Source organism: Staphylococcus sp. 11-B-312 (assembly GCF_016743055.1).
Lineage (GTDB): Bacteria > Bacillota > Bacilli > Staphylococcales > Staphylococcaceae > Staphylococcus > Staphylococcus ureilyticus.
This window is the reverse complement of the sequence record NZ_CP068241.1, coordinates 1,437,998-1,449,424: the sequence shown is the minus strand read 5'-3', so window position 1 is coordinate 1,449,424 and position 11,427 is coordinate 1,437,998. Positions and strand designations below refer to the sequence as shown.

Sequence of the window (11,427 nt, the reverse complement as noted above, 5' to 3'; positions counted from 1 at the left end):
CCACTTATTGAATGTGACTTAATTTAAAATTAAAAATACCACCTTAACTGGTGGTATTCGCAATCATTAATAAATTAGTCGATTTTACAATTTTATTTTTATTTCCATCTTGGTTTATTAAAATCAGTATTAGGTTTGTTAATACCAATGTTTTCTTTTAAATACAGTTCAGGGTTTTTGGCAATTTGGACTGCAACAGCAGCAACACTTTTTCTGGAAACTTCTGTTCCCTTAAATAATTCATTTTTATGACTAATCTCATAATCAATTTCGTTAATATCTGATAACCATGCAGGTCTTAAAATAGTATAATCGAGGTTTGAACTTTCAATGATATCAGCTGCTTGTTTATAAATAGGTAAGTGATTATGGATTTGTTTATTTACCCATTCACCAAATTTACCTGGTACCTCATTGTAAATACCAAGAGCCGCTACAAATATTAAACGATCAACGTGATTTTGTTCCATAGCTTTAACAATAGTACTTGCTTCTTTATCTAATTCACCAGAAAGGCTAGCAAATACAATATCTACATCTTCCATTGCACTGTTAACATCCTCGAAGTTTGTAGCATCTCCTTCACGTACACGGATGCGATCTGATGCATAATCAGGTAATCTGTTAGCGTCTCTTAAAAATAATCTCAGCGTATATGAGGTGTTTTCTAAAAAAGAATTAATAGCTGCTTTAGAAATAGCTCCATTTGCCCCTAATATTAATACTCTCGTCATATAATCACTCCATTATAATATATGATTAAAAATAATAGTGTATATAATAAATTTTCGATTGGTTCACTTTTTATCTAATTTTACAATACTACAAATGCATAATTTATACTAATGATATATTTGCGACATTGAATATAATAAAATGACCGATTTGATATGTAAACATGTTTTGAACAATTTCAAAACATAATAAAAATCGTAAAGATAACTTATATAAAGTTACCTTTACGGAATTGAAAATATCGTTTAGTGAATAACAGGGTTATTATTCTTTTTAATTTTTACATATTGTGAAATACTATAAATTACAATGCCAACCCAAATAAAAATAAATGTAATAAATTGATCGATGCTAAAAGGTTCTTTGAATAAGAAAATACCTAATACAAACATAATTGTCGGTCCGATATATTGTATAAAACCAGTCAGTGATAGCGGAATTCTACGGGCGCCAGCTGAGAATAGTATAAGTGGAATTGCCGTTACAGCTCCTGAGAAGATTAACCAGAAAGATGAGGTATTATAGCCAAACGTTAAACTACCTTGTTGCCATATGTACCATAGGTATATAATGCCTGCTGGTGCAGTAACAATGCATTCTATTGTAATACTACTGATTGCATCAATCGGTACGATTTTTTTAATCAATCCGTAAATACCAAATGAACATGCTAGTAGTAACGAAATACTAGGGAATACACCGACTCTTATAGTCATATACAAAACACCGATAACTGCAAATCCAATGGCAATCCATTCTAATTTATTAAATCGCTCTTTAAGAAAAATTAACGCTAATAGAATACTTACGAGTGGATTAATGTAGTAGCCTAAACTGGATTGCAATACGTGGCCATTCGTAACAGCCCATATAAAAGTGCCCCAATTAATTGTTATTACATAACCAGCAGCTATGATAGCAATGAGTTGTATAGGATTTGCTATGAGCTGTTGTAAATCACGTTTAAATGGTGCTGTATTGTTAGTGACGACTACCACTATTAACATAAATATCATTGAAAGTATAATTCTAAAAGCTAATATTTCAAAAGCACCAATATCTTCTATTAAATCCCAATATATAGGTAAAATCCCCCATAAAATATATGCACCAAAAGCAAAAAATATGCCTTTTTTAAACTCGTTATTCATTTGTCACACCTCTTTCTGATTGCTCATGCAGTCTATTTTTTAGGTTTTTTACTCCCCCAGTACTGATAGTAAGTACACTCTATATAACCATTAAATAACTTTCGTCTTTTGGTTGCTTTTTGATTAACTAAAAATTCAAATTCATTGTTACTTGTTAAAATATAAGTTGATAAGTAAGGATGCTCCTGCATTAATTGGCCGATATAACGATACATTTCTTCCACTTCTGCTCTATCGCCAATGCGTTCACCATAAGGTGGATTGCCAATCAATGCAACTGGTTCTGCCGACTCAATTGATAAAGTGTTAACATCTTGAACTTTAAAGTTAATAATGTCTGATAAGCCAACCTCTTCAGCATTTCTACGTGCAATTTCTATCATTTCTGGGTCAATATCTGATGCATATATCTTTAAAGGTCTATCATAATTAGCTTGTTGATCAGCTTCATCTCTCAATTCATCGTATAATCTATCAGGCATAATATCCCATGTTTCTGAAACGAAATCTCGATTAAAACCGGGTGCAATATTTTGAGCAATTAAACATGCCTCAATCGCAATCGTTCCAGAACCACAAAATGGATCAATCAATGGTGTATCACCTGTCCAATTTGCTAATTTAATTAAACTAGCAGCAAGTGTTTCCTTTATAGGTGCTTCACCTTGAGCTAGTCTATAACCACGTTTGTTAAGTCCTGATCCAGAAGTATCTATTGTCAGTAGTGCTTTATCCTTTAATAGAGATACTTCCACTGGATATTTAGCTCCCGATTCATCTAGCCACCCTTTTTCTTTATAAGCAGATTTTAAACGCTCTACTATTGCTTTTTTAACGATTGCTTGGCAATCTGGCACACTATACAAAGTAGATTTTACACTACGACCTTGTACTGGAAAGTTTCCTTCTTTTTCGATGATTGTTTCCCAAGGGAGTTCTTTTGTCTTTTCAAATAATTCATCAAATGTTGTTGCATTAAATTGTCCAACAACAATCTTTATTCTATCAGCAGTTCTTAACCATAAATTACATTTAACTATTGCTGCTTCATCACCTTCGAAAAAGATTTTGCCGTTTTCTACTGTTGTTGTATAACCAAGTTCTTGAATTTCCTTAGAAACAACTGCTTCTAACCCCATTGGGCACACAGCTAATAATTGATACATTGTTTTGCTCCTTTTTTAAGTAGATTTAATTTTATTTTATCAAAAGTTATTTTAAATAGATATGACCTTACTTCTGTTCTGGATTATATTAAGGCTTTATGTTAAATTTAAACATTAAAAAAGCTCTCCTAATTGGGAGAGCTTGGGGTCTAGTAATGATGTTTCTATAAGCCATGTTTTGTACCTTTGTACTGCCAACGTGTACTAGTTACACTCGTACGCTGGTGGTAACCATCTGTCTACATACTTTTAAAGTATGCCTTATTTATACGTTGAATTCCGTTAAATAAGTGCTCCTACCTAATTTGGATTGCTCACTCGAGGGGTTTACCGCGTTCCACCTTTTATATTTCTATAAAAGCTACGTCACTGTGGCACTTTCAAACTATTTTAACCGTATCTAAAGACTTAGGTTATTTCGTTGCCGTCAACTTAATGCCTTGACTTATTGTTTCATCAAGCACGAACACTACAATCATCTCAGATTGTGTGAGCATGGACTTTCCTCTATATCGCTATAGCGATTACCCAAAACACCATCTTTAAGAGTATATCATTTTTCAAAGATCAGAACAAATAAAAATAAGATAAGTTTTGAGAAAAACAAAACTTATCTTTATGTACGCAATTATAACTACTTGGACATCGCATTTGTTATGATTGCTTGTTTTATTATTTACCAAAAACTGCTTTTTCTAAGTTTGAAATTCTTTTTAGTATATCGACGTTGTTATTATTAGTAGCATTGCTTGCAGCATTCCCATTTGCTGAAAAGTTTTTGTTTTCTTGTGGTCTTGAAGTAGCCACACGCAATCTCAATTCTTCTAGTTCTTTTTTTAGTTTATTGTTTTCTTCGGAAAGTTTAACAACTTCATTATCTAAATCTGCCATCTTTTGATAATCTGCTATGATGTCGTCTAAGAAAGCATCCACTTCTTCCCTTCTATAACCACGTGTCATAGTTTTTTCAAAATCTTTTTCATAAATATCTTTAGCTGATAGTTTTAATGAAACATCTGACATATTTTTTCCACCTCATTCGAAACTTTGTTCTTGAGACCACTGTAAATCGTTGATAAATTCTGTTAATTCATCAAACGAAACAATGTCACAAGTATAATTTGTTTTTTCCATAAAATCAACTAACATTTGCTTAAAGTATTTTGGACTAGCTTCTTGTTCTTCATCATATATTAGTAATGTTTGATCTGTATGGTCGAGCATAAATTGATCTGTTTGTTTAAATTGGTGTGGTCCCACATATGATGTATGAAACACACTATCTACAAAATCAGCATGCTGTACAATGTGATTATATTTTGCTTGATTCTGTTCATTCCATCTATCTGTGTGGCCATAAAATGGTGTAACGACACCAAGTTTAAGATCAGGATACGTTTCTTTTAAATCAATTACTACTTCAGCAGTCCATAATTCTATACCCATCTTTCCTTGTATTAATACCCATTCAAGTCCTTCTTCAATCAATGATTTTAATTTATGTGCTATAAATTTTTTTAAATATGAAACTTCAGGTGCGTCATCTTTAAAGATATTAAGTTCAAATGACTTGTAGCCAGTCACATAAATTGTCTTTATCATAATTTAGCATCACTTCTTTGTATATAACTTAAATCGTATTGTACTGCCTTGACTTTTTCAGTAAATAATTTCCGACTAGTCCTTTTAAAATGACATTCAACGGACAGTGATTCAATATTTGAAATAAGTAAATCAAATTTTTTCTTATTCATATAGGATAATCTTAGTATTTTAGGTTCGAAGGTGCTAAACGTTTCTAACAGATTATCTATGTAACTCGTAAATGGAACAACATCTTTGTAAAAGTCATAATCTATATCTTTCGATTTGACTGTTTCGTATCTATTTTGCATCTTTTGTACATCATTTAAGAGTTGGGTAATTAATTGTTGCATGAAGTTTCCTCCTACATATTAAATTTACCATAAATGAATTTGATAGTCATTTGAGAAACAATGAACTTACATTTATGTTATATTATAGGCTTATTTATAGGGAAATATTGTTTAATTGAGAAAAGCACGTTAAAATAAATATTGATGTATGTACAGATACATTGCTTTATATTTCATAGTTTGGAAAAAATGACTGTTTTCATGTATAATGGAAAAAGTTTTTGAAACCAAATTAAAGTGGTGAAAAACAATGAATTATCCAAATGGGAAACCATTTTACGGAAATAAGTCTCAAGTCGGACGAACTTATAAGGATGATAAGAGTAAAATAAATTATGGTGGCAGAGGTATGTCACTTGAGAGCGATATTGAATTATCTAATACGCACTATTTGAAACTTGGGCAAGCTGTTATACATAAAAAGCCCACCCCTGTTCAAATAGTTAATGTTCATTATCCTATGAGAAGTAAGGCGGTAATTAATGAGGCTTATTTCCGAACGCCTTCGACTACTGATTACAATGGTATTTATAAAGGGCACTATTTAGATTTTGAAGCGAAAGAAACTAAAAATAAAACTTCATTTCCATTGAATAATATGCATGAGCACCAAGTGATACACATGGATGCTTGTTATGATCAAGGAGGTATTGTTTTTTTATTAATTCGCTTTAAATTATTAGATGAAGTTTATTTATTGCCTTATTGCAAATTTAAATATTATTGGCATCGGTACAAAAAAGAAATTAAAAAGTCGATTACGGTTGAAGAAATTAGAAAAAATGGTTACTATATTCCTTATCAGTATCAACCAAGATTGAATTACCTCAAAGCAGTTGATAAGTTGATATTAGATGAAAGTGAGGACCGCGTATGACGGAGAAAAAAAGGACTTCTGATTCAAAAAAGAATGATAAGTCCGGAGAAAAAAAGAATAGGAATATAAAAAGAACGATTATTAAGATAATCGGATTTCTCATCATAGCCTTCATTGTTCTAGCATTAATTGGTATTTTGTTATTTGCATATTATGCTTGGAAAGCACCAGCATTTACAGAATCAAAATTACAAGATCCAATTCCTGCTAAAATATATGATAAAGATGGCGATTTGATTAAAACGATTGATAATGGGCAAAGACGTGAACATGTTGATTTAGATGAAGTACCTAAAAACATGAAAGCAGCTGTCTTGGCTACAGAAGATAATCGTTTCTATGACCATGGTGCACTTGACTATAAACGTTTGTTTGGTGCAGTGGCTAAAAACTTTACGGGAGGATTTGGTTCACAAGGTGCATCGACATTGACTCAACAGGTAGTTAAACGTTCATTCTTAACGGATCAAAAATCAATTGCCCGTAAAGCACAAGAAGCTTACCTATCATATAGACTTGAACAAGAATATAGTAAAGATGAAATATTTGAGATGTATTTAAATAAAATTTACTATTCTGACAGTGTTTATGGTGTGAAGGCTGCAGCTAAATATTATTTTGATAAAGATTTAAAAGATTTAAATTTAGCTGAATCGGCTTATCTTGCTGGTTTACCACAAGTTCCGAATACTTATAATATCTATGATCATCCAAAAGAAGCAGAATCACGTAAAGATACTGTTTTATACTTAATGGAATATCATAATCGTATTACTAAGAAGCAAAAAGAAGAAGCACAAAATACATCATTAGAAGATAATTTAGTAAAACGTGATTCGGAAGAACGTCAAGTTAGTGATAAAAGTTCAAATCCTGAATACGATTCTTATGTTAACTTCGTAAAATCTGAATTAATGAATAATAAAGCATTCAAAGGTAAAGATTTAGGAGAAGTTCTTAACAGTGGTGTTAAAATCTACACAAATATGGACAAAGACGTACAACAAACACTTCAAGATCGTGTAGATAATGGTGGTTACTATAAAAACGAAGACCAACAAGTTGGTGCTTCTATCGTAGACAGTGAATCTGGCGGATTAGTGGCAATATCAGGCGGTAGAAACTATAAAGATATTGTTGATAGAAACTTAGCTACAGATGCACACCCTACTGGTTCATCATTAAAACCATTCTTAGCTTATGGCCCTGCTATAGAAAATATGAATTGGGCTACGAACCATGCAATTCAGGATGAAGAAGCATATCAAGTAGATGGTGTTACCTTTAGAAACTATGATACTAAAGGTCACGGCGAGGTTAAATTGTATGACGCTTTACGTCAAAGTTTCAACATTCCAGCATTAAAAGCATGGCAATCTTCAAAAGAGAACGCTGGAAATGACGCACCAAAAGATTTCGCAAATAAAGTAGGTTTGGAATATGAAGGAGATATTGGACCTTCTGAAGTATTAGGTGGTTCATCATCAGAATTCTCACCTACTCAATTAGCATCTGCTTTTGCATCAATTGCAAATGGTGGCGAATATAATAATGCGCATTCTATTAAAAAAGTAGAAAAAGAAGATGGGGAAACAATTAATTACGATCACACAAGTAAGAAAGCAATGAAAGATTCCACTTCTTATATGCTTGCAGAAGTACTTAAAGGTACATTTGAAGCATATGGTTCTGCATATGGCCACGGTATATCTGGTGTAAATGTTGCAGCCAAAACTGGTACAGGTACTTATGGTGATCAAACTTATCAACAATATGGTTTACCTGACGATGCTGCAAAAGATGTATGGATGAATGGTTTCACGCCAAAATACAGCATGTCTGTGTGGATGGGCTTCAAAGAAGTTAAACAAGGCGGCGTAAATTCATTTGTTGGTCATGACGAACAAGAATATCCGCAATATTTATTCGAGGATGTAATGAGTAATATCTCACCAAGAGACGGCAAGGACTTTAGTAAACCTGACTCAGTAAATGGTGATAGTAAAGACAGCCTATCTGTTGCAGGACATCCTGATGACAACACAACAAGTAATAAGCCTCGAGGACAAGGTGGAAGCAGCAGCAGTAGTAGTAATAATAATAGCGGTGGTAGCAATAATAACAACAACAATAACAATAATGCATCATCAGCTAACTCGAACAGTAATAATGCAAATAATTCTACTGGCTTATCAAGAGCACAATAGTGACCAAATAAATTTTTGAACAAGTAACTAAGTGCTTAATAAACACTTGATTATCATTATTCTTTACTAACAAATAAACGCCAATTTCTATTGAAATATTATAGAAATTGGCGTTTTCTTTATTTTATAGAGTTTTCGTAACTAATTGAAGATTGATGGCTTTGTATGAGTGAGCAACTGACTATCAAGTATTGAGCTTTCGCTCATGCATAAGTCCCACTAACCCAACAAGTTGGGAAGTGGTTTTAAGGATTACCTTTGTTTTTTCTACGTATTTGATAGGATGCATTCATTTTTATTAATTCTGATTTGACTGTCTTCATTTGACTATAACCCATAAAATGGTATTTACGGGCAAGCATATATTGATAACGCTCTTTAAAATTCATTGGTACAACTGGATAATCGCTTAATTGTTCAAAATCAATCGTATGAATGTGATTGATTTGTTTAAAAAAAGACTCAATCATATCAAAGTATTTATCAATTAATACCTTGGCTTCAGAAGAATTTAATTTCTTCTGTTTAGAAAATAAATCTATTTGTTCTTCTAATTGTTTAAACGCTTCTTTTGAAATCAATTGTGTCACACTTCTTTCAAACTGGCTTTATATCTTTTTTGCCCTTCCCTACATTCATTAAATAAGGGGCATATATCACATTTAGGGCTACGTGCTAAACAGTGATAGCGTCCGAAGAAAATAAGTTGATGATGTGTTTTATTCCAACGTTCTCTTGGTACGACTTTACACAATTTATCTTCTACTTGTCTAACATTATCTTTCCACCTACAAATGCCTAAACGTTTAGCTACACGTTCTACATGAGTATCTACTGCAAGTGAAGGCTCATTAAAAGCAACACTCATCACTACGTTTGCTGTTTTACGCCCCACTCCAGCTAGACTTTCAAGTTCGGCATGTGTTTGCGGAATCACCCCGTCGAATTTATTTAGTAATGACGCACATAATTTTTGAATGTTTTTAGCTTTATTTCTGTATAAACCAATGGTACGCAGATCATTTTCTAATTCTGATATATCTACATTTAGATAGTCTTCAGGTGTTTTGTATTTTTTGAAAAGCTCTCTAGTGAGTTTATTTACAGAAACATCTGTAGTTTGTGCTGATAATAGTACTGCAATTGTTAGTTCAAATGGGTTATCATGTACGAGTTCACATTCAGCGTTTGGGAACATATTAGCAATGACATCGATCATTTCTAAAGCTTTTTTATTACTTATCATCTTGATTCTCCTCATTTAGCCAATCAAATTTAGGCACTTTTTTAACAGTATGTTTCATTTTAGGTTGGTTAAACTGTTGACTTATTTTTTTGGAATCCTCAATGGTTTTTACATTATTTTTTTTCCAATTTAATAAAATTCGATCAATGTATTTAAAACTCATTTTGTTCTGACTTTGCGCTTCATCTAATGCTGCTTGAATCACACTTAAGTCGTGTTTATCTATGTCTAACCATTGGTTTAATGTTTCGATTTCATACGGTGATAATGGTCTACCAAAAGCTTGCTCAATCTGTTGGAAAAGTTTATTGAATTCAAGTTCAACTTGTTTTTGGTTACTATTATTATTAACGTGTTGCATAATATCATTTAGTTTATGATAGAACTGATCGAGATTCATATATTCAGTGAATTTACCTTCTTCGTCTTTGTTAACATTTAACTCTAATAAATCACGTTGAATAAGATTTTGTATAATAGCAGTAATTTCTCTAGAATCTAGTGATGTGCCTTTTTGTAAAGATTCAATGGATGGTTGTTTATTGGTCGTTTCCGACGCGTAAATTAATTTTATTAAGATAACTAATTCACGCTCATTGATACCTAATTCATTATAATAATCTAGTAATTCTTTACGAATTACAACAGGTCTAGTTTTAAGCATATCTATATTCAAAAGCACCCCTCCTTATCATGTGTAAATATTATAAAAAAGTCCAGCCGTAAAATAGACTGGACGTAGTTTAGGTAGTTTCTTGTATTGATAATATTATGGATATAGTCGATTTAATAAACGAGGGAATGGTGCAGTTTCACGAACATGCTCTACACCTGATAGCCATGCGACTGTTCTTTCTAGACCTAAACCGAATCCACTGTGAGGTACACTACCATAACGACGTAAATCTAAATAGTAACTATAACTTTCAGGGTCTAATTCAAATTCATCGATACGTTGTTCTAATAATGCAAGGTCATTGATACGTTCAGAACCACCGATTATTTCTCCATATCCTTCGGGTGCTATTAAATCTGCACACAACACTGTATCCTCATTATCTGGATTTGGTTGCATATAGAAAGGTTTGATTTTTGTTGGATAATTTGTAATAAATACAGGTAAATCGTAATGATTTGCAATTGCAGTTTCATGAGGCGCACCAAAGTCTTCTCCCCATTCGATATCATCAAAGCCTTGTTCTTTCAAGAATTCAACTGCATCATCATATGTGATACGTGGGAAAGGCGTTGTAACTTTTTCAAGCTTTTCAGTGTCACGTTCTAAAATATTTAATTCTAATTTGCAATTTTCTAGTACTGATTTAACAACATGTGTCACATATTGTTCTTGAATTTCTAGGCTTTCGTTATGATCGCAAAACGCTTTTTCAGCCTCTATCATCCAAAATTCAATTAAATGACGGCGTGTTTTAGATTTTTCTGCACGGAATGTAGGTCCAAATGAAAATACTTTACCATGAGCCATTGCAGCTGCTTCTAAATAGAGTTGACCACTTTGAGATAAAAAAGCATCTTGATCAAAATATTTAGTATGGAATAGTTCACTTGTACCTTCTGGTGCACTAGCTGTTAAAATAGGTGGATCTATTTTGGTAAACCCAGTATTATTAAAGAATTCATATGTTGCACGAATAATTTCGTTTCTTATTTTCATAACTGCATGTTGTTTTTTTGAACGTAACCAAAGGTGACGATGATCCATTAAGAATTCTGTACCATGGTTTTTCGGTGTGATTGGGTAATCATGAGCTTCTGCAATGATTTCAATAGATTTTACTTGCATTTCATAACCTAAATCAGAGCGATTATCTTCTGAAATGACACCAGTAATATATAATGAAGTTTCTTGCGTAATATCTTTAGCTAACTGAAAAGTATCTTCATCTACATCAGCTTTTACTACGACGCCTTGCATAAAGCCAGTACCATCTCTTAACTGCAAGAATGCAATTTTACCACTTGAACGTTTATTCGTTAACCAAGCACCTATCGTTACTTCTTGGTTAATGTAATGTTTTGCTTCTTTTATCGTTGTTTTCATAACCAAACTCCTAATATTTTTGTAGTCTTCTTTTATTAATCCTTAT

12 protein-coding genes and 1 other RNA gene are annotated in these 11,427 nt (G+C 32.5%); 2 read left to right on the top strand and 11 right to left on the bottom strand.

Annotated elements, in window-relative coordinates:
* Positions 1-98 precede the first annotated feature (98 nt).
* The 7 genes from JG554_RS06965 to JG554_RS06935 form a co-directional block, all read right to left on the bottom strand.
* Complete coding sequence (locus JG554_RS06965; protein ID WP_070038184.1) at positions 99-734, bottom strand: SDR family oxidoreductase; 636 nt, start codon at positions 732-734, stop codon at positions 99-101.
* Positions 735-980: 246 nt separating this feature from the next.
* Positions 981-1,886: an EamA family transporter RarD gene (rarD, locus tag JG554_RS06960; RefSeq protein WP_046208249.1), complete on the bottom strand. Its 906-nt coding sequence runs from the start codon at positions 1,884-1,886 to the stop codon at positions 981-983.
* 32 nt (positions 1,887-1,918) lie between these two features.
* On the bottom strand, positions 1,919-3,052 hold the full coding sequence (locus JG554_RS06955) for a THUMP domain-containing class I SAM-dependent RNA methyltransferase (protein ID WP_064208950.1): 1,134 nt from the start codon (positions 3,050-3,052) through the stop codon (positions 1,919-1,921).
* Between the two features lie 162 nt (positions 3,053-3,214).
* An RNA gene (rnpB, locus tag JG554_RS06950) (RNase P RNA component class B) lies at positions 3,215-3,588 on the bottom strand.
* Between the two features lie 136 nt (positions 3,589-3,724).
* On the bottom strand, positions 3,725-4,075 hold the full coding sequence (gene gpsB / locus JG554_RS06945; RefSeq protein ID WP_046208247.1) for a cell division regulator GpsB: 351 nt from the start codon (positions 4,073-4,075) through the stop codon (positions 3,725-3,727).
* A gap of 12 nt (positions 4,076-4,087) precedes the next feature.
* Positions 4,088-4,654 carry an SLOG family protein gene (locus JG554_RS06940; protein WP_070038186.1) on the bottom strand — a complete coding sequence of 189 codons (567 nt, stop codon included), beginning with the start codon at positions 4,652-4,654 and terminating at the stop codon, positions 4,088-4,090.
* Entirely contained in the window at positions 4,651-4,989 is a 339-nt protein-coding gene (locus tag JG554_RS06935) for a DUF1798 family protein (protein ID WP_064208949.1), read from the bottom strand. Before JG554_RS06935 ends, JG554_RS06940 begins: the two co-directional genes overlap by 4 nt.
* A 250-nt stretch (positions 4,990-5,239) precedes the next feature.
* On the opposite strand from JG554_RS06935, the gene recU reads away from it, so the two are divergent.
* A complete protein-coding gene (gene recU, locus JG554_RS06930) occupies positions 5,240-5,866 on the top strand; it encodes a Holliday junction resolvase RecU (RefSeq protein WP_046208244.1) in 627 nt (208 codons plus the stop codon).
* On the top strand, positions 5,863-8,073 hold the full coding sequence (locus JG554_RS06925) for a transglycosylase domain-containing protein (protein ID WP_046208243.1): 2,211 nt from the start codon (positions 5,863-5,865) through the stop codon (positions 8,071-8,073). The genes recU and JG554_RS06925 overlap by 4 nt, the downstream gene beginning before the upstream one ends.
* Positions 8,074-8,318: 245 nt before the next feature.
* On the opposite strand, the gene JG554_RS06920 is transcribed toward JG554_RS06925, so the two are convergent.
* From JG554_RS06920 to asnS, 4 genes are all read right to left on the bottom strand, one after another.
* Entirely contained in the window at positions 8,319-8,654 is a 336-nt protein-coding gene (locus JG554_RS06920) for a YpoC family protein (RefSeq protein ID WP_070038295.1), read from the bottom strand.
* Between the two features lie 5 nt (positions 8,655-8,659).
* A complete protein-coding gene (gene nth, locus JG554_RS06915) occupies positions 8,660-9,319 on the bottom strand; it encodes an endonuclease III (RefSeq protein WP_046208242.1) in 660 nt (219 codons plus the stop codon).
* Positions 9,309-9,983, bottom strand: coding sequence for a DnaD domain-containing protein (locus JG554_RS06910; RefSeq protein ID WP_431011155.1), 675 nt, complete (start codon positions 9,981-9,983; stop codon positions 9,309-9,311). The genes nth and JG554_RS06910 overlap by 11 nt, the downstream gene beginning before the upstream one ends.
* Positions 9,984-10,088: 105 nt before the next feature.
* Positions 10,089-11,381, bottom strand: a complete 1,293-nt coding sequence (asnS, locus tag JG554_RS06905) for an asparagine--tRNA ligase (protein WP_046208240.1) — start codon at positions 11,379-11,381, stop codon at positions 10,089-10,091.
* Between the last annotated feature and the right edge of the window lie 46 nt (positions 11,382-11,427).